Source organism: Micromonospora sp. WMMA1996 (assembly GCF_002573675.1).
GTDB lineage: Bacteria > Actinomycetota > Actinomycetes > Mycobacteriales > Micromonosporaceae > Micromonospora > Micromonospora sediminicola.
Window position 1 is genome coordinate 753,766 of sequence record NZ_PDHU01000001.1, and the last position, 16,365, is coordinate 770,130.

Below are 16,365 nucleotides of genomic sequence, written 5' to 3' on the forward strand. Positions count from 1 at the left end.
CCGTGTGAGGATTGCTTTCCGTGCCCACCGCTCCGCACCGCCCACCGTTGGGCGCGCCGACCCTCGGCGCGCTCGCCCTGGCCGTCGCCGCTGTCTCCTCCTCCGCGCCGCTGGTGGCGTTCGCCGCCGCCCCGGCCCTGGCCATCGCGTTCTGGCGCAACACGTTGTCGGTCGCGGTGCTCGGCCCGGTGGCGCTGGCCCGACGGCGGGCCGAACTCCGCTCGCTCACCGTCGGGCCGGGCCGGCGGGAGGGGTTCTACTGCGTTCTCTCCGGGGCGGCGCTGGCCGCGCACTTCGCCACCTGGATGCCGAGCGCGCAGCTCACCACGGTGGCGGCCGCGACCGCGCTCGGCGCGACGCAGCCGGTGTGGCAGGGGTTGATCGCCCGCTGGCAGGGGCGGCGGCTCCCGGTCGCGGTCTGGGCCGGCATCGGGGTGGCGGTGCTCGGCGCGGCGCTCGCCACCGGCGCCGACTTCGCCGTCTCCGGCCGGGCCTTCGGCGGTGACCTGCTGGCCGTGGTCGGGGGCATGTTCGCGGCCGTCTACACCGCCTTCGGCGAGCGCGCCCGGGCCAGCATCAGCACCACCACCTACACCACGATCTGCTACGGCGTCTGTGCGGTGATCCTGCTGGTGGTCTGCCTGCTCGGCGGGGTCCGCCTGCACGGCTGGGACGGCGCGACGTGGCTGGCGATCATCGGCCTGGTGGCCGGCGCCCAGTTGCTCGGGCACTCGATGTTCAACTACGCCCTGCACCGGGTCTCCGCGACCACGGTCAGCGTGCTCATCCTGCTGGAGGCGCCCGGCGCGGCGCTGATCGGCTGGGTCTGGCTGGGCCAGCTGCCCCGACCGCTCGCGTTGCCCGGACTGGCGCTGCTGCTGGCCGGCGTGGCCGTGGTCGTGCTCGGTGGGGCGCGCGCCGGTCGCCGGGTCGAGCCGGTGCCGGTGCCGGCCGACGCCGCGCCCCTGAGGGACTGAGCGGACGATCAGCGGCGGCGGACCCGGTGCAGGCGGAACGGCTTGCGGACGGCCCGGACCGCCGGGGCCGGGCGGGGCTGCTCGGCCAACGAGTCGGCCGGCAGGTCGGCTCCGGTCACCGCCGTGCCGGCCGGCGTCAGCCGGTTGAGCGCACAGCCCTCGGCCGCCCACCGGGCCACCAGCTCGGCGGCCGACCCGGACGCGTTGAGCCGCTTCGCCGCGACCAGCGGGGCGGCGGTGTCCCACTCCCCGGCGCCCGGCCGCAGCCGGGTCACCCGGGCCGGCCAGCTGACGATCCGCCCGCCGTGGTCGCCGCGCAGCGTGACGTCGGCCGTGTCGGCGTCGGCCAGCCCGGGCGCGGCCTGCTCGCCGGGCCCGGTCACCACCAGCAGCGCGCCGTCCAGCGGCAGGCACCAGAGCGCGTACGCCGGGCCTCCGGCAACGCTCACCCAGCAGACGGCGGCCTTCTTCACCGCCTCGTCCACCAGTGGCGGGGTCACCCGCTCGTCCACCTCGTCGCTCACCCCGCCATCCTCCCGCATCCCGCGCCCCGGCGCGCACAGCCCGGAGCCGGCGGCCCCGCCCGGCTCCGGCGTCTCCGCCCGGGCCGATGGGGCGGCGCTCGTCGCCCTTTCGAGCTGATATCAGAAACGACTCAGCCGGAAGCAGACCCGGAGCACGGGCCCGGCATAGCGGCCGTCCGTCCGCGACCACCGCACGACGGACCCTGACATCATCATCGACTCAGCTCGAAAGGCATCCGAAAGAGGGACCGCCCCGGGCCGCGTCCGGGCCGTCACCTGACCGGGACGGCCCAGCCGACGAAAGGGCGGGGACGGCTCAGCCGACGAAGGGCGGGACGCTGATCTCGCCGCGGGCCACCGGCACCACCTGGCCGGACACCGTCGCGCCCACCGCCGTCCCGCCGGCCGCGGTCACCGTGCAGGCCAGCGACGACGGGCGGTTGATCTCGACGCCCTGGCGTACCGCGTAGGCCGAGCGCCCCTCCCCGGGCAGCAGGCCGCTGGCGACCAGCCAGACTCCCAGGCCCAGGGCGGCCGAACCGGTCGCCGGGTCCTCCGGGACGCCGAGGCCGGGCACGAAGACCCGGGCGTGCGCGGTTTGCGCGTCGGCGTCCCAGGAGAAGAGGCTGACGTGCTCCACGCCGTACCGCTCCGCCGCCGCCGCGTCCAGCCTGGCCCGGGCCACCGCGTCCGACCGCACCGGGAGGTACGGGAACTCCAGGCCGCACCCGGCGACCCGGGGTGGCGGCCCGGCGTGGTCGGCCGCGGTCAGCCCGACGATCTCCAGCAGCGGCTCCGGGTCCAGCTCCGGGCCGAGGGTGGGGGTGCCGCCGGTCAGCGTCGCGCCGGTGGCGGTCACCTCGATCGGCAGCACCCCGGCGCCGCACTCCTGGGTGACCCTGCCCACACCGAACACGCCGCGCCGGCTCGCCGTCACCGCGGCGCCGACGCTCGGGTGCCCGGCGAACGGCAGCTCGTCGACCGGGGTGAAGATCCGGGCCCGGTAGGTCGCGCCGACCTGGGTGGGCGTCAGCACGAAGACCGTCTCCGACAGGTTGAACTCCTGCGCGAGCGCCTGCATCTGCTCGGTGGCGAGCGATTCCGCGCCGAACACCACGGCCAGCGGGTTGCCGGCGAACGGGCGATCGGTGAAGACGTCCACGATCTCGTAGGACAGGGTCGACATGTTGGTAGACACTAGGCCCTTAGGCTGGTGCCCGTGAGCACGCCGAACCGGGTCTACATCGCTCGACTCGCCGGAGTCGCCGTCTTCGACCCGAACGGCGACCAGGTCGGCCGGATCCGTGACGCCGTGGCCCGGATGCGTCCGACCCAGCGACCGCCGGAGGTGGTGGGGCTGGTCGCCGAGATGCCGATGCGGCGACGCATCTTCCTCTCGATCAACCGGATCACCTCCATCGACCCGGACGCCGTCGTGCTCGGCAGCGGCACCCTCAACCTGCGCCGCTTCGAGAAGCGTCCGAACGAGCTGCTGGTCCTTCAGGAGCTGCTCGACCGGCGGGTCCAGCTCGACTCCGGTCCGGCCGGTTCGGTGGTGGACGTGGCCATGGAGTGCAGCCGGGGCGGCGAGTGGGCGCTGACCCGGGTCGCCGTCCGCGAGCACACCAACCGGCTCACCCGCCGCGGCCACCTCCACCAGGTCGAGTGGGACCGGGTCCGCGGCCTGGGCGCGGTCGGCGACAACCGGGGTACGGCCAACCTGCTCGCCGTGCTGGAGGACATGCGCCCGGCCGACCTGGCCAACGCCCTCCAGGACCTGCCCGACGCCCGGCGCAACGAGGTGGCCGCCGCGCTCGACGACGAGCGCCTGGCCGACGTGCTGAGCGAGCTGCCCGAGCACGACCAGGTGGAGATCCTGGCCGCGCTGGACCGGGAACGGGCCGCCGACGTGCTGGAGGAGATGGACCCGGACGACGCCGCCGACCTGCTCAACGAACTGCCCCCGCCAGAGCAGGACGTGCTGCTCGACCTGATGGAGCCGGACGAGGCCGACCCGGTACGCCAACTGCTGCGTTACGCCTCCGGCACCGCCGGCAGCGTGATGACGTCGGAGCCGGTGATCCTGCCGCCGGACGCCACCGTCGCCGAGGCGCTGGCCCGGATCCGCGAGGTGCAGCTCTCGCCCGCGGTGGCCGCGCAGGTCTTCGTGACCCGGGCGCCGTTGACCACGCCGACCGGGCGCTACCTGGGTATGGTGCACTTCCAGCGGTTGCTCCGCGAACCCCCGGCCGACATGCTCGGCGGGATCGTGGTCAACGACATCGACCCGCTCCGCACGTCGACCCCGCTGCCCGAGATCACCCGCCGGATGGCCACCTACGACATGGTGGGGATGCCGGTGGTGGACGGGAACAACCGGCTGGTCGGCGCGGTGACCGTGGACGACGTGCTGGACCACTCCCTGCCGCGCGACTGGCGGGACCGGGACGCGGCGCCGACCCCGTCCGCCACCGACGACGGGACCGTGGACGATGACTGAGCAGCGACGCGGCGAGCGGCTGGACCAGCCGCGCGCCCCCCGGGGCCTGCATCTGCCCCGGATCGACGCGGACTCCTTCGGCCGGTGGGCCGAGGGGATCGCCCGGGGCATGGGCACGGCGAACTTCCTGGTCTACATGACCCTGGTCCTCGCCGCCTGGTTCCTGTGGAACACGCTCGCCCCGGCCGACCTGCGCTTCGACCCGTACACCTTCACGTTCCTGACCCTGATCCTCTCGCTCCAGGCCTCGTACGCTGCCCCGCTGATCCTGCTCGCGCAGAACCGGCAGGCGGACCGGGACCGGATCGCGCTGGACGAGGACCGGCGCCGGGCGACCATGCAGAAGGCGGACACGGAATACCTGGCCCGGGAGATCGCGGCCCTGCGGATCGCGATGGGCGACGTGGCGACCCGCGACTTCCTCCGCTCCGAGCTGGCCCGGCTGGCCGAGGAACTGGACGAGGCGGCCGAGCGGCGACGCAAGCTGGAACGGCGGCAGCAGGGGCAGGAGACCCGGCGCCGGGCCGGCGGCGACCCGCTCGACGAGCCCCGCGACGAGTTCGACGGTGACTACGCCCACGACGGCCGGCAGGAGAGCCCGACGTAACATTGCGGGCATGTCAGCACCCGTCAGCACCGTCTCCGACGCGATCCAGGCCGCCCTGGCCACCGTCAACGACCCGGAGATCCGTCGGCCGATCACCGAACTCGGCATGGTCCGCTCCGCCGAGCGCGACGACGACGGCGTGGTCCGGGTGGAACTGCTGCTCACCGTGGCCGGCTGCCCGCTGAAGGACAAGCTGCGCACCGACATCACCGCCGCCGTCGGCGCGGTGCCCGGCGTCAGCGGCGTCGAGATCATCTTCGGTGTGATGAGTCCGGAGCAGCGCCAGGAGCTGCAGTCCAAGCTGCGCGGCGGCGGCACCGCCGAGCCGGTGATCCCGTTCGCCCAGCCCGGCTCCCGGACCCGGGTCTACGCGGTCGCCAGCGGCAAGGGCGGCGTCGGCAAGTCCAGCGTCACGGTCAACCTGGCCGCCGCGCTGGCCGCCCGGGGCCTGTCGGTCGGTGTGGTGGACGCCGACATCTACGGCCACTCGGTGCCCCGGATGCTCGGCGCCGACGGCGCGCCGACCCGCGTCGAAGACATGATCATGCCACCGCAGTCACACGGCGTGAAGGTGATCTCGATCGGCATGTTCACCCCCGGCAACGCGGCGGTGGTCTGGCGCGGCCCGATGCTGCACCGGGCGCTGCAGCAGTTCCTCGCCGACGTCTACTGGGGCGACCTGGACGTGCTCCTGCTCGACCTGCCCCCGGGCACCGGCGACATCGCGATCTCGGTGGCACAACTGCTCCCGAACGCGGAGATCCTGGTCGTCACCACCCCGCAGGCGGCCGCCGCCGAGGTGGCCGAGCGGGCCGGCGCCATCGCGCTGCAGACCCACCAGCGGGTGGTCGGCGTGATCGAGAACATGTCCTGGCTGGAGCTGCCGGACGGCTCCCGGATGGAGGTCTTCGGGGCCGGTGGCGGCGAGGCCGTGGCCGAGTCGCTGACCCGGACCATCGGCGCCCAGGTGCCGGTGCTGGGGCAGATCCCGATGGACACCCGGGTCCGCGAGGGCGGCGACGCCGGCCAGCCGATCGTGCTGGCCCAGCCGGACGCGCCCGCCGCGAAGGCCCTGTTCCAGGTGGCCGACCGGCTCGCGGTGCGCCGCGAGTCACTGCTCGGCAAGCCGCTCGGCCTGAAGCCGGCGGGCCGCTAGACCTCGATCCACCGCTCCCCCACCGCCCCCTTCCGGTCCGCCCGGGAGGGGGCGGTTCACGTCCGCCCCGCCCCGCCCGTGCCGGTCGCCGGGACGGGGTGGGTCAGGTGGCGTCGTCGTAGGAGGGGCGCGGGGCCGGCGGGGTGGGGGCGGCCGGGGTCGCAACGGCGGGGCGGGGGCCCGGGTTGCGCAGGTCCGCGGCCTTCGCGACGTCCTTCAGCTCGTCGTGCACGCCGGTGACGTCGGAGCGCAGGTTGTCGTACATGCTCTGCAGCGGCTTGCGGAGCGCCTGCTCGTCCTCCTCGCTGAGCAGGTGCTTGCGGATGAACGCCTTGGGGTGCAGATCCTCGAGCTGGATGTCGGTGCCCAGCTCGCGGCTCAGGTCGCCGGTGGCGTTCCGCGCCATGTTGCGGAGGTTGCGGACCATCCGGAGGCCGTCGTTGATCACGTTGGGCAGCTTGTCCCCGAAGATCAACAGCGCCAGGAGCAGCAGGACGCCGATCTCCCACCAGTTCAGGTTCTCGAACACCGCGGCCTCCTCGTCCGTGTCCAGGGCAAGACTACGCACGTGAGGTGGCCGACGGGGAGGGGGTGACCCCTCCTCACTTCGCGTCGGCGGCGAGCGTCACCGACGCGTTCTGCCGCGACGACCCGCGCCGGTACTCCACCGTCACCACCGAACCCGGCGCGTACTTGCGCACCAGGGCCACCAGATCCGTCGGATCGGTCATCGGATGCCCGTTCAGCCGGAGCACCACGTCCCCGGTGCGCATCCCGGCCGCCGCCGCCGGGCCGGCCGGCTCGACCGCGTTGAGGCGTACGCCGCCGCCGGTGACGCCGGTGCCGCCGACCTGGGCGCCGATCACGGTACGCCGGGCCTTGCCGGTGCCGATGATGTCCTCGGTGACCCGTTTCGCCTGGTTGATCGGGATGGCGAAGGCGAGGCCGATGTTGCCGGCCTCCTGCCCGTCCGCCACCAACGACTTGATCGTCGAGTTCACGCCGACCACCCGGCCGCCGCCGTCCACCAGCGGACCGCCGGAGTTGCCGTGGTTGACCGCGGCGTCGGTCTGGATGGCCGCGTAGTAGCGGGTCGGGCCGCCCGGCTCACCGGCCTGCATGGTGCGGTCCAGCGCGCTGACGATGCCGGCGGTGACCGTGTTGGCCAGCGACAGCGGCGAGCCCATGGCGAGCACCGGGTCGCCCACGGCGAGCGCGTCGGAGTCGCCGAACTGCACCGGGGTCAGCCCGCTGCGGGTCACCTTGACCACCGCGATGTCCGACTCCGGGTCCTGCCCGACGACCGTCGCCGGGGCGGTGCTGCCGTCGTTGAAGATCACCGTGGCCTTGCCGGGCCCGTCGGCGACCACGTGGTCGTTGGTGACGATGTGCCCGTCGGTGCTCACCACGAAGCCGGAGCCCTCGCTGATGCCGCCGAGACTGGCCACCCGGATGGTGACCACGCTGGGCAGCACCCGCTCGGCGACCCCGGCGAGCGACTCGGGCTTGCGCTGGGCCAGCGCCGGGGCCTGCCCGGCCTGCGCGCCCAGGGTGGGCACGTCGCCGCTGCGCATCAGAGCGTAGGTCAGCGCGCTGCCCAGCGAGCCGGCCAGCAACGCGGTGATCAACGAGATCAGCACCACCTGGCGCAGCCCCGGCCGGGTCGGCAGGTCCGGGTCGGTGACCGGCTCCGGCTCACCCGCCCCGTCGGGCGCGGCGGCCGGGACCACCACGGCCGCCGGCGCGTACGGATCCCGCCACGGGTCGGCCAACGCGTCGGACCACCAGGGCGACGTCGTCCCACCCGCGGAACCCTGCGGTGGCTGCCCGGGCCCCGGCCCTCCCGCCGGTGCCGGCGCTCCGCCGGGCTGGCGCCAGTCCCAGCCGTCGGTCACGTCCGTGCCTCCCACTCCGTCCCGCACGCCCCGTGCCGGGCGCCGGCGGAGCCGGACGACCGTGACGCGCGGGACACCTCCAGGATTGCACGGATGCCCCGCGTGGAGTCAGGGGTTGCCGCCCGTGATCGTCCCACCGCCGACTCGCGGCTGCGCCCGTACCGGGTCGCCTCTACGCTCACAGTGCCAACCGACCCCTCGCACCAGCCCGCCCCCGGAGGTGTCCCATCGCCACGGTCGCCGGTCACGGCAGTTCGACGGCCCAGGCGCAGCAGTTCGCCGAGTCGTACGTCACCGAGGACCTCGTGCTGCGCACCGCCCGGGCGCTCGCCCGCGAGGTGGGCGTCGAGGCGGTGACGCCCGGCGCCGGCGCCGCGCTGCGACTGCTCGCCGCCGCCGGCAACGCCCGGGCGGTGGTCGAGATCGGCACCGGCACCGGGGTCAGCGGTGTCTGGCTGCTGCGCGGCATGCGCCCCGACGGCGTGCTCACCACGATCGACGTGGAGGTCGAGTACCAGCGCCTCGCCCGCCGACTGTTCCAGGAGGCGGGTTTCCCGTCGGGACGTACCCGGATCATCACCGGCCGGGCGCTCGACGTGCTGCCCCGCCTCGCCGACGGCGCCTACGACCTGGTCTTCGCCGACGCCGCGGCGACCGGCTTCGCGGCGTACGTGGACGCGGCGCTGCGGCTGCTGCGGCCCGGCGGCGTGCTCGCGCTCAACGGCGCCCTGGCCGGCGGCCGGATCGGCGACCCGGCCGCCCGGGACGTGGAGACGGTCACCGTGCGGGAGACCGTCAAGGCGATCCGCGAGTCCGAGCACTGGGTGCCGGCGCTGCTGCCGGTCGGCCACGGCCTGCTCGCCGCCGTGCGGAGCTGACCCGCCGCCGGTCAGCCCAGCGTCCCCAGCCAGCGCAGCAGCCCGCGTACGCCCCAGCCGGTCGCGCCCTTGACCAGTTCGCCGTGCACGTCGTCGGACCACGAGGGGGCGGACATGTCCAGGTGCGCCCAGCGGTCCCGCAGGTCGCCGGTGAACTCGCGGAGGAACAGCGCGGCCACCACCGAGCCCGCGCCCCGCGCCGGGGAGCTGTGCAGGTCGGCGATGTCGCTGGCCAGGTATTCCACGTAGTCGTCGGCGAGCGGCATCCGCCAGGCCCGCTCCCCGGCCGCCGAGATCGCGGCCAGCAGGCCCGCGGCCAGGTCGTCGTTCTCGCTGTAGAGCGCGGCGTGCCGCTTGCCCAGGGCCACCGCGTTCGCCCCGGTCAGGGTCGCGAGGTCGACCAGCAGATCGGGCTTCAGCTCCCGCACCGCGTACGCCATGGCGTCGGCCAGCACCAGCCGGCCCTCGGCGTCCGAGTTGGTGCTTTCGCTGGTCAGGCCGCCGTAGTGCCGGATGATGTCGCCGGGGCGGAACGCCGAGCCGCTGACCATGTTCTCGGCGAGCGGGGCCAGCGTGGTGACCCGTACCGGCAGGCCCAGCGCGGCGGCGCCGAGCGTCGCGGCGACCACGGCGGCCGCTCCGGCCATGTCCTTGCGCATCAGCTTCATGGCGGGCACCGGCTTGATCGAGATGCCGCCGGTGTCGAACGTGATGCCCTTGCCGACCAGCACCACGTGGGTACGCGCGCCGGCCGGGCGCCAGTCCAGCTCGACCAGGCGCGGGCCGCGGGCGGAGCCGCCGCCGACGGCGAGGAGCCCGCCGAAGCCCTCGGCCGCCAACTCCCGCGGCTCGCGGACGCGCAGGTGCAGGTCGGGTCGGCCGGACGCGGCGGCGGCCACCTGGTCGGCGAACCACTCCGGGTGCTTCGTCGACGAGGGGGTGTTGGTCAGGTCCCGGGCCAGCACGGTCATCTCGGCCGTGGTCCGGGCCGCGGCCAGCGTGTCGGCGTGCGCCTGCGGGTCGGTCACCAGCAGGTCCACCCCGGCCAGGGACGGCCGCGCCCCGGCGTCGGTGAGGCGGTAGCGGTAGGAGCCGAGCAGCAGGCCCTCGGCGAGCCCGCGCAGCGCCGTCCCGGCGTCGTCGGGAAGCGCGATGGTGATCTGCGTCTCATCCTTGGCGGCGCGGGCCAGCGCGGCTCCGGCGATCCGCCAGTCCTGCTCGTCGCCGGCACCGACACCGAGCAGCCAGAGGCGGTCCGGGGCGGCGCCGGGGCGCAGGTGCTCGCGTACCTCGCCGGCGGCGCCGGTGAGTCGGGCGGCGGGCAGCAGCGCGCCCGCCTCGGCCCGGACGTCGTCGGCGGACGGGGCGGCGGTCGGCACCAGCACGGCCGGGGAGTCCGGCCCTCCGGGACGAACGGGCAGGACGAGGGTGTCGGGTCGCACGGACCCGCTCACCAGACGAATGGCCAGCACGCTGGACCGTACCTCCGAAAATGCTCTTAGCGGGACAGTTTGCCGCTCACTGGCCGATGAAGGCCCTGAGCCACCGGCCAAGCCGGTGGCTCAGGGTAGGACGAACCGGCCGCGCGGCGAACGCCGCGCGACCCGCTCCTCGCATCAGCCGGCAGCCGCCTTCAGTGCGTCACCCAGCGCGGTGGCCTCGTCGGGAGTCATCTCGACGACGAGCCGGCCACCACCCTCCAGCGGGACCCGCATGACGATGCCCCGGCCCTCCTTGGTGACTTCCAGCGGACCGTCGCCCGTCCGCGGCTTCATCGCCGCCATGTTGTCTCCCCTCAGACCTACACCAGGGTCGGTGGGTTGCCCCACAGCCACTTCGCCATCGCCACCCGCAAGCGTCGCGGAGGCGTCGACCAACGATTTTCCCTGATGAACACCGCCGGACCCAAACCGAAGCAGCATTGATGTAACAGCATCTAGCTTATCTTGGATAGGCCTGTCACAATGTGCGGTCATGCAGGCACGGTCGGCACTCTTCGACCTGTACGGCGACCACCTCCGCGCCAGGGGTGGCCGCGCACCGGTCGCCGCCCTGGTCAAGCTGCTCGCACCCCTCGGCATCGCCCCACCGGCGGTGCGCACCGCGGTCTCCCGGATGGTCCGCCAGGGCTGGCTGGAACCGCTCCGGCTGGCCTCCGGACCGGGATATTCGATCACCCCGAAGGCGGGCCGTCGACTCGACGAGGCGGCCTCCCGGATCTACCGGACCGGTCGGCACAGTTGGGACGGACGGTTCGACCTCCTGGTGCTGACGGCGCCCCCGTCCCGCCGGGACCGGCAACGGCTCGCCGCCAACCTCAGCTTCCTCGGCTACGGCACCCTCGACGACTGCACCTGGGTGGCCACCCGCCCCGGCGAGGACGTCGACCTGCTGCTCGCCGAGGCCGGCGTGCGCTACGAGCGGTTCACCGCCGCGCACGCCGCCGGCACGCCCGGCGCCATGGGCGTCGTCCGCCGGGCCTGGGACCTGTCCGAGATCGGCCGGGCGTACGAACGCTTCGTCGCCGAGCAGAAGCCGCTGCTCTCCGGCGTCACCGTGCGCAGCAGCGACGAGGACGCGTACGCGGCCCGGTTCCGGCTCGTGCACGCGTGGCGTACCTTCCTGTTCCAGGACCCGCAGCTGCCCCCGGCGCTGCTCCCCGAGCGCTGGCCGGGCACCAGCGCGGCCGGGTTCTTCGACCGGCACGCGGCCCGGCTCCGGCCGGCCGCCGACCGGTACGTCGAGCAGTGCCTCGACGCCAGCAACCGCCTCGCCCGACAGAAGGGTCGTTAGACACGTGACCGAGCCGCTGCTCGTCGACCGCACCGACGCCGTCGTCACCCTGACGCTGAACCGCCCGACGGCGATGAACTCGCTCGACGTGGCGCTCAAGGAGGCGCTCCGGGACGCCCTCGCCGAACTGGAGACCGACCGTTCCTGCCGGGCGGTCGTGCTCGCCGGCGCGGGTGGCTCGTTCAGCGCCGGGCAGGACCTGCGGGAGCACGTGCAGACGCTGGAGTCGGCCGACGCCGACCCGCTCGGCACGGTCCGGGCGCACTACAACCCGATCGCCGCCCGCCTGGCCAACCTGCCGAAGCCGGTGGTCGCCGCGGTGCGCGGGATGGCCGCCGGGGCCGGCGCCTCGCTGGCGTTCCTCGCCGACTTCCGGATCGGCGGCCCGAAGACCCGGTTCCTGATGGCGTTCGCCGGGGTCGGGCTGGCCGCCGACACCGGGGCCTCCTGGACCCTGCCCCGACTGGTCGGCCACGCCAAGGCGGTCGAGCTGCTGATGCTCGCCGAACCGGTCGGCGCCGAGGACGCGTGCCGGCTCGGCCTGCTCACCCGCCTGGTGGACGACGACGAGCAGGTGCTGCCGACCGCGCAGGAACTGGCCGCGCGGCTCGCGGCCGGGCCGACCGTCGCGTACGGGGCGATCAAGCGCCAGCTCTCCATCGCCGACGCCGGCACGCTGGCCGACGCGCTGGCCGCGGAGGCGCAGGCGCAGGCGATCTGTGGCGGCACCGCCGACCACCGCGCCGCCACCATGGCGTTCGTCAACAAGCAGAAGCCGGTGTTCGAGGGGCGCTGAGGCCGGTCAGTCGTCCTCCTCCGGGTCCTGGTTGGCCTCCACGCCGAGCACGAACGCCTGCATGGCCAGCTCGTCGCCGGAGGGCGAGACGAACGCGGGCAGCTCACGCGGGCCCAGCTCCTGCACGTACGACCAGAAGATCCGGACCGCCTCGGCCCGGGTGGCCGCCTCGATCGGCAGGTCGAGGCTGACCAGCCAGGTGCGCCGCGCCGGCGGCGGGCCGAGCCGGTCGGCCAGCGCCCGCCACCGCGCGGGGTCGAGCGCGGCCACTGGGCCGTCGGGGGCCGGGCCGTCCACCGGCACCGGCTCGTCCAGCACCCGCCGGGTGTACGTCACCACGAGCCCCGCCGTCGCGTCGGACTGCGGGTCGTCCGGGTCCTCCCAGCTCCCCCCGGCGGTCGGGGCCTCCTGGGTCCCGGCGTCCCGGCTCCCGGGGGCGGCCGTCGCCGGGGCGGTCCGGGGCCCGGAAGCCGGCCTCGCCGGGGCGTCGTGGGTCGTGGCGGTGGCCGGGGCCACCCGGCCGAGCGCCACCAGGCGCAGCGGCTCCTCGACCAGCACCGCCACCCGGTCGCCGGGCCGGGGCGCGGCTCCCGCCGGGAGGCCGGTCAGCTCCAGCACGTCGTGGTGCACCAGCCGCTCGGCCTCGTAGCGCTCGGCGGGCAGCAGCACCGCCCAGGCGCCCGGCCCGGTGTCACCGTCGGTCGTCGCGCTCGTACGCGGCTCGGTGTCGGTCATGCCCCAATCCCATCACGCCGTCGGGTCACACCCCGGCCCGGTCGCCACTCACGTGACAGTCGGCGAGATGGTCGTTCACCATCCCGGTCGCCTGCATCAGCGCGTAGGCGGTGGTGGGGCCGACGAAGCGGAAACCACGCTTCTTGAGCGCCTTGGCCATGGCCGTCGACTCCGGGGTGATCGCGGGCACCTCGCCGAACGAGCCGGGTCGCGCGGCCCGGGGCGGCGGCGCGTAGGACCAGAGCAACGCGGAGAGCCCCTCGGGCAGCTCCAGCGCGGCCCGGGCGTTGGCGATCGCCGCCTCGACCTTCGCCCGGTTGCGGACGATCCCGGCGTCCGCCATCAGCCGGGCGACGTCGGCCTCGCCGTAGCCGGCCACCGTCTCGATCCGGAACCCGTCGAAGGCGAGCCGGAACGCCGGGCGCTTGCGCAGGATGGTCAGCCAGGAGAGGCCGGACTGGAACGCCTCCAGGGTGAGCCGCTCGTAGAGCGCGTCGTCGCCGCGCAGCGGCCGCCCCCACTCGTCGTCGTGGTAGACGGCGTAGTCGGGGGTGCTCGCTCCCCACGCGCAGCGGGCCAGCCCGTCGGCCCCGATCACCAGGTCAGTCACGCCCTACACGGTAGGTCAGCCCACCGACAGGCTCCCCATGCGCGGCTCGCGGCTCGCGGCTCGCGGCTCGCGGCTTCGAGATCTTGGAACCGAACGGCCCCCATAGGGGCGCTACTCTTCCAAGATCTCCGCGACTCCTACCTGATGGGACGCGTGTCCCAGCAGGCATCCGGACGGATCGGACACGGGGTCAGGGCAGGCGGCCCTGTTCGACCAGGCGGGCGAACTTCTTCAACGCCTGGGTCAGGCTGAACTTCGAGCCGGGCCAGAGCACCGGCCAGGCGACCCGGCCCGCCGCGCCGCCCGGCAGGTGGAACCACTCGTGCCAGACCACCTGCGTCCGGTCCCGGTCCATCGGGGTGCAGCGCAGGACCCCCGGGCCACGCAGCAGCTTGCCGCAGTGGACCACCCCGACCTCGTACGGGGCGTCGACCCGCACCACCCGCATCTCGTCCCGCAGCACGGCCGGACCCAGCGCGGTGACCGCCTCGACCAGGCTGCCCTCGCCGCCGTCGCCCTCGACCACGCGGACCGTGGTGAGCGGGATCCAGTCCGACTGCCGCTCCCACGCGGTCAGCGCCGCGAAGACCCGCTCGGCCGGCGCGTCGACGATCACCGTCGCGGTGACCTCGGCGGCACCGCGCCGGGCCGCCTCGGCGAAGTCGGCGGAACCCTCCGTGCCGGTCACGCCGACTCCGACCGGACCACCGGACCGCGTTCCCGGTCGTCGGCATCGGCGGCCGGCACGCTCCCGGCGGACGGTCCGGTGATGATCCCGTCGCCGGGTGAGGTGGTGTCCTCGACGGCCGCGGCGGCCGGAGCCTCCGCCACGCCCGCCTCGGCCGGGGCGCCCCCGGCGTCCGTCTCCGGCCCGGTGCCGGATCCCGGCGCGGGCGCCGAGAGGTCGATGGTCACCGGCCCGGCGGTCGTCGGATCGGCGATCGACGGGGCGGGCTCGCAGCTGCTCGCGGCGGCCTCCTCGCGGGCCCGGCGCAGCGCGTCGGCCTCCTCGGTGCGCCCCTCCCGCAACGCCGCGTTCTCGGCCTCCAGCACGCCGATCAGCTCGGACTTGTAGCCGATGTCGTACGCGGCCCGTCGCATCGCCGCGTCGACCTGGGCCATCCGGTAACCGCGCAGCGCGGTGTCGAAACGGACCTCGCTCACGTCGGACTCGTCGAGCGGTCGGGTGCCGGGCAGGGGTACGGCCCGCCCGTCCGGCTCGGTCGGGACCAGGCCCGGATCACGCCCGGAGACCAGCACCGTCACCCCGAGCACCACCGCCGCGACGGTCAGCGCGACCACCAGAAGGAGCAGAACCTGACCCATGCAGAGATCGTGGCATGCGGGCCGGGATCGGGCGAGCCCTCCGCCACCTCCGACTCGGAAACGCCGCACTCCCCCGAGCGGGGCGACCACGGATCGGGCCGGTGGGACCAGCGGAGGGCGGAGGCTCCGGACCGGATAGCGTCGGGTCGGCCCGCGACGACGGCCACCCGGGCGGGGAGACGAGGAGGCGGGCATGACGGGAGCGCTACGGCTCGGTGGGCGGACCTTCGCTCCCGGCGAGCTGGTGGTGATGGCGATCGTCAACCGGACGCCGGACTCGTTCTTCGACCGGGGCGCCACCTTCGCCGAGGACAGCGCGCTGCGCGCGGTGGAGCGGGCGGTGACCGAGGGCGCGGAGATCATCGACATCGGCGGGGTGAAGGCCGGCCCCGGCGACGAGGTGGACGTGGCCGAGGAGATCCGCCGGACGGTGGACACCATCGCCGCGGTCCGGACCGCCTTCCCGGACGTGGTCATCTCGATCGACACCTGGCGGGCCGAGGTGGCGGTGGAGGCGGTCGCGGCCGGCGCGGACCTGCTCAACGACACCTGGTCGGGGGCGGACCCGGCGCTCGCCCGGGTCGCCGCGGCGACCGGCGCGGGGCTGGTCTGCTCGCACGCCGGCGGGTTGGCCCCGCGTACCCGACCGCACCGGGCGGCCTTCGACGACGTGGTGGCGGACGTGGTCGGCACGGTCACCGGGCTGGCCGAACGGGCGGTGGGGCTGGGGGTGCGGCGGGACGGCATCCTGATCGACCCGGCGCACGACTTCGGCAAGAACACCCGGCACTCGTTGGAGATCACCCGTCGGTTGGGCGAGCTGACCGACACCGGGTGGCCGCTGCTGGTGGCGCTGTCGAACAAGGACTTCATCGGCGAGACGCTGGACCTGCCGGTGCCCGAGCGGCTGGAGGGGACGCTGGCCGCCACCGCGGTCTCGGCGTGGCTGGGCGCCCGGGTGTTCCGGGCCCACCAGGTGCGTCAGACCCGCCGGGTGCTGGACATGGTGGCCTCGATCCGGGGCGACCGGCCCCCGGCGGCGACCCGGCGCGGGTTGGCCTAGGGTCAGGTCCAGCGCAGGACGCCGCGCCGCCAGGCGTAGAGGATCCCGAGCGCCACGATCGCCACGAAGACGCCCATCTCCACCACGGTGGTCGCCCCGAACCCGGGGCGGTCGAAGACCAGCGCCCAGGGGAAGAGGAAGACCGCCTCGACCGCGAAGAGCACGTAGAGGTAGGCGTAGACGTAGTAGCGGATCTGCATCTGGGCCCAGTCGCCGCCGACCGGGTCGAGACCGCACTCGTACGTGGCCCGCTTGCCCCACGGCTCGGCCGGCCGGCGGGGACGTAACACCCGGTTGGCCGAGAACGCCGTGACGAAGAAGAGCACGGCGGCGAGCAGCAGCAGACCGAGTGTGGCGTACGAGCCGAGATATCCGGTCACGAGCGGAGCGTACCGGTCCCGTCCAGACGTCCCGGACACGTTACGAATTCGTTTCCTGGCGGGACTAGTGCCGGATGGCAACTGTCGCCGAATAATGAGACCTCGCTGAAACGTCCGGAGGACAG

At 74.4% G+C, this 16,365-nt stretch carries 19 protein-coding genes; 8 read left to right on the top strand and 11 right to left on the bottom strand.

The window, feature by feature from the left end; all coding sequences use genetic code 11:
• Positions 1-20: 20 nt before the first annotated feature.
• Complete coding sequence (locus tag COO58_RS03625; RefSeq protein WP_098743807.1) at positions 21-977, top strand: DMT family transporter; 957 nt, start codon at positions 21-23, stop codon at positions 975-977.
• An 8-nt stretch (positions 978-985) separates the two neighbouring features.
• Here the strand turns inward: COO58_RS03625 and COO58_RS03630 are convergent, their stop codons facing one another.
• Both COO58_RS03630 and COO58_RS03635 read right to left on the bottom strand, forming a co-directional pair.
• A complete protein-coding gene (locus tag COO58_RS03630) occupies positions 986-1,519 on the bottom strand; it encodes a hypothetical protein (protein ID WP_176558733.1) in 534 nt (177 codons plus the stop codon).
• 298 nt (positions 1,520-1,817) lie between these two features.
• A complete protein-coding gene (locus COO58_RS03635; protein WP_098743810.1) occupies positions 1,818-2,687 on the bottom strand; it encodes a PhzF family phenazine biosynthesis protein in 870 nt (289 codons plus the stop codon).
• A gap of 33 nt (positions 2,688-2,720) precedes the next feature.
• Here COO58_RS03635 and COO58_RS03640 point away from each other — a divergent pair, with 33 nt between their 5' ends.
• From COO58_RS03640 to COO58_RS03650, 3 genes are read left to right on the top strand one after another with little or no spacing between them, the layout of a single operon-like run.
• The gene (locus COO58_RS03640; RefSeq protein ID WP_091582706.1) at positions 2,721-4,001 is read left to right on the top strand and encodes a magnesium transporter MgtE N-terminal domain-containing protein; all 1,281 of its coding nucleotides are present in this window, start codon (positions 2,721-2,723) and stop codon (positions 3,999-4,001) included.
• Positions 3,994-4,608 (top strand): DUF1003 domain-containing protein, encoded by a 615-nt coding sequence (locus tag COO58_RS03645; RefSeq protein WP_091582711.1) that lies wholly within the window; start codon positions 3,994-3,996, stop codon positions 4,606-4,608. The genes COO58_RS03640 and COO58_RS03645 overlap by 8 nt, the downstream gene beginning before the upstream one ends.
• Before the next feature lie 10 nt (positions 4,609-4,618).
• Entirely contained in the window at positions 4,619-5,764 is a 1,146-nt protein-coding gene (locus COO58_RS03650) for an Mrp/NBP35 family ATP-binding protein (protein ID WP_091582715.1), read from the top strand.
• A 103-nt stretch (positions 5,765-5,867) separates the two neighbouring features.
• Here the strand turns inward: COO58_RS03650 and COO58_RS03655 are convergent, their stop codons facing one another.
• Both COO58_RS03655 and COO58_RS03660 read right to left on the bottom strand, forming a co-directional pair.
• Positions 5,868-6,293: a preprotein translocase subunit TatB gene (locus tag COO58_RS03655; RefSeq protein WP_091582719.1), complete on the bottom strand. Its 426-nt coding sequence runs from the start codon at positions 6,291-6,293 to the stop codon at positions 5,868-5,870.
• 73 nt (positions 6,294-6,366) lie between these two features.
• The gene (locus COO58_RS03660; protein WP_176558734.1) at positions 6,367-7,674 is read right to left on the bottom strand and encodes a S1C family serine protease; all 1,308 of its coding nucleotides are present in this window, start codon (positions 7,672-7,674) and stop codon (positions 6,367-6,369) included.
• A 212-nt stretch (positions 7,675-7,886) separates the two neighbouring features.
• On the opposite strand from COO58_RS03660, the gene COO58_RS03665 reads away from it, so the two are divergent.
• Positions 7,887-8,537, top strand: a complete 651-nt coding sequence (locus COO58_RS03665; RefSeq protein WP_255292681.1) for an O-methyltransferase — start codon at positions 7,887-7,889, stop codon at positions 8,535-8,537.
• A gap of 11 nt (positions 8,538-8,548) precedes the next feature.
• On the opposite strand, the gene COO58_RS03670 is transcribed toward COO58_RS03665, so the two are convergent.
• Both COO58_RS03670 and COO58_RS03675 read right to left on the bottom strand, forming a co-directional pair.
• Positions 8,549-10,009 carry a M17 family metallopeptidase gene (locus COO58_RS03670; protein WP_091582732.1) on the bottom strand — a complete coding sequence of 487 codons (1,461 nt, stop codon included), beginning with the start codon at positions 10,007-10,009 and terminating at the stop codon, positions 8,549-8,551.
• A 144-nt stretch (positions 10,010-10,153) separates the two neighbouring features.
• Positions 10,154-10,321 carry a DUF3117 domain-containing protein gene (locus COO58_RS03675; protein ID WP_013283866.1) on the bottom strand — a complete coding sequence of 56 codons (168 nt, stop codon included), beginning with the start codon at positions 10,319-10,321 and terminating at the stop codon, positions 10,154-10,156.
• Between the two features lie 190 nt (positions 10,322-10,511).
• Here COO58_RS03675 and COO58_RS03680 point away from each other — a divergent pair, with 190 nt between their 5' ends.
• Positions 10,512-11,330, top strand: coding sequence for a PaaX family transcriptional regulator C-terminal domain-containing protein (locus tag COO58_RS03680; RefSeq protein ID WP_091582737.1), 819 nt, complete (start codon positions 10,512-10,514; stop codon positions 11,328-11,330).
• A gap of 4 nt (positions 11,331-11,334) precedes the next feature.
• Positions 11,335-12,126 carry an enoyl-CoA hydratase/isomerase family protein gene (locus tag COO58_RS03685; protein WP_091582740.1) on the top strand — a complete coding sequence of 264 codons (792 nt, stop codon included), beginning with the start codon at positions 11,335-11,337 and terminating at the stop codon, positions 12,124-12,126.
• Positions 12,127-12,132: 6 nt separating this feature from the next.
• On the opposite strand, the gene COO58_RS03690 is transcribed toward COO58_RS03685, so the two are convergent.
• From COO58_RS03690 to COO58_RS03705, 4 genes are all read right to left on the bottom strand, one after another.
• Positions 12,133-12,861, bottom strand: coding sequence for a hypothetical protein (locus COO58_RS03690; RefSeq protein WP_098743813.1), 729 nt, complete (start codon positions 12,859-12,861; stop codon positions 12,133-12,135).
• Positions 12,862-12,886: 25 nt separating this feature from the next.
• Positions 12,887-13,471 (bottom strand): DNA-3-methyladenine glycosylase I, encoded by a 585-nt coding sequence (locus COO58_RS03695; RefSeq protein ID WP_098743814.1) that lies wholly within the window; start codon positions 13,469-13,471, stop codon positions 12,887-12,889.
• A gap of 190 nt (positions 13,472-13,661) precedes the next feature.
• Complete coding sequence (locus COO58_RS03700; protein WP_091582751.1) at positions 13,662-14,159, bottom strand: SRPBCC family protein; 498 nt, start codon at positions 14,157-14,159, stop codon at positions 13,662-13,664.
• Complete coding sequence (locus tag COO58_RS03705; RefSeq protein ID WP_098743816.1) at positions 14,156-14,797, bottom strand: DivIVA domain-containing protein; 642 nt, start codon at positions 14,795-14,797, stop codon at positions 14,156-14,158. The genes COO58_RS03700 and COO58_RS03705 overlap by 4 nt, the downstream gene beginning before the upstream one ends.
• 193 nt (positions 14,798-14,990) lie before the next feature.
• On the opposite strand from COO58_RS03705, the gene folP reads away from it, so the two are divergent.
• Entirely contained in the window at positions 14,991-15,860 is an 870-nt protein-coding gene (folP, locus tag COO58_RS03710; protein WP_098743817.1) for a dihydropteroate synthase, read from the top strand.
• Between the two features lie 2 nt (positions 15,861-15,862).
• Here the strand turns inward: folP and COO58_RS03715 are convergent, their stop codons facing one another.
• Positions 15,863-16,240 carry an NADH-quinone oxidoreductase subunit A gene (locus COO58_RS03715; protein WP_098743819.1) on the bottom strand — a complete coding sequence of 126 codons (378 nt, stop codon included), beginning with the start codon at positions 16,238-16,240 and terminating at the stop codon, positions 15,863-15,865.
• Positions 16,241-16,365: the final 125 nt, after the last annotated feature.

Excerpts from the sequence above, each read along its gene's own strand:
- COO58_RS03630 (WP_176558733.1), bottom strand. The coding sequence starts at position 1,519 with ATGCGGGAGGATGGCGGGGTGAGCGACGAGGTGGACGAGCGGGTGACC.
- COO58_RS03680 (WP_091582737.1), top strand. The coding sequence starts at position 10,512 with ATGCAGGCACGGTCGGCACTCTTCGACCTGTACGGCGACCACCTCCGC.
- folP (WP_098743817.1), top strand. The coding sequence starts at position 14,991 with ATGACGGGAGCGCTACGGCTCGGTGGGCGGACCTTCGCTCCCGGCGAG.
- COO58_RS03645 (WP_091582711.1), top strand. The coding sequence starts at position 3,994 with ATGACTGAGCAGCGACGCGGCGAGCGGCTGGACCAGCCGCGCGCCCCC.
- COO58_RS03690 (WP_098743813.1), bottom strand. The coding sequence starts at position 12,861 with ATGACCGACACCGAGCCGCGTACGAGCGCGACGACCGACGGTGACACC.
- COO58_RS03675 (WP_013283866.1), bottom strand. The coding sequence starts at position 10,321 with ATGGCGGCGATGAAGCCGCGGACGGGCGACGGTCCGCTGGAAGTCACC.
- COO58_RS03705 (WP_098743816.1), bottom strand. The coding sequence starts at position 14,797 with ATGGGTCAGGTTCTGCTCCTTCTGGTGGTCGCGCTGACCGTCGCGGCG.
- COO58_RS03650 (WP_091582715.1), top strand. The coding sequence starts at position 4,619 with ATGTCAGCACCCGTCAGCACCGTCTCCGACGCGATCCAGGCCGCCCTG.
- COO58_RS03635 (WP_098743810.1), bottom strand. The coding sequence starts at position 2,687 with ATGTCGACCCTGTCCTACGAGATCGTGGACGTCTTCACCGATCGCCCG.